The sequence below is a fragment of the Mesotoga sp. HF07.pep.5.2.highcov genome, from assembly GCF_003666285.1.
GTDB lineage: Bacteria > Thermotogota > Thermotogae > Petrotogales > Kosmotogaceae > Mesotoga > Mesotoga prima.
In genome coordinates this window covers 1-659 of record NZ_JFHJ01000522.1, presented here as the reverse complement: position 1 = coordinate 659, position 659 = coordinate 1, and the positions used below count along the sequence as shown (strand labels likewise).

Below are 659 nucleotides of genomic sequence, written 5' to 3'. Positions count from 1 at the left end.
CTCTGACCCCCGGATAACATATGGGGATATCTCACAAGGAATTCATCTGGAGGATTGAGCTTGACTTCCCTTAAAGCCTTCTCGATCATCTTCATTCTCTCATCCCTGTCTTCTCCGAGTTTGTGTATTATTAGAGGCTCCTCCATGACATCCCTTATCTTGAATCGAGGGTTCATTGAAGCGTATGGGTCCTGAAAGATCATCTGTACGTTCCTTCTGTAAATCTTCAGTTCATCTTTCTCTATATGAGTTACATCCTTTCCGTTTAGGAACATTGTCCCGCCTGTGGGTTCTAGGAGTTTCATGATTAGTTTTCCCGTAGTGGTCTTTCCACAACCGGACTCTCCAACTAGACCGAATATCTCGCCCCTCTTTATCGAGAAGGTTACTCCGTCAACTGCCTTGACGTAGTTGTGTTCTCCCTTGAAGAACTGGGATATGTTTCTTCTTATGGGGAACCATTTCTGAAGGTCTTTGACTTCAATTATGTTTTCGTTCATCTCTTCTCACACCTCCAGCAGGCCACCATGTGTTCATCTTCTATCTCTATTAGGGGTGGTTCTTCTTCTTTGCACTTATCCATAGCCAGGGAACATCTGGGATGGAATCTACAGCCAGAAGGAGGCTCTAGCAAGTCCGGAGGAGCACCCGGGATGAAC

General features: G+C 45.5%; 2 protein-coding genes. Both read right to left on the bottom strand.

Going from position 1 to position 659, the window contains the following annotated elements; genetic code table 11:
• Positions 1-500, bottom strand: a 500-nt coding sequence (locus BG32_RS11090) for an ATP-binding cassette domain-containing protein (RefSeq protein WP_121526835.1), incomplete at its 3' end; no start/stop codon positions are given.
• A partial coding sequence (locus tag BG32_RS11085; protein WP_409072660.1) for an oligopeptide/dipeptide ABC transporter ATP-binding protein occupies positions 497-659 on the bottom strand: 163 nt, incomplete at its 5' end. The genes BG32_RS11090 and BG32_RS11085, both read right to left, overlap by 4 nt.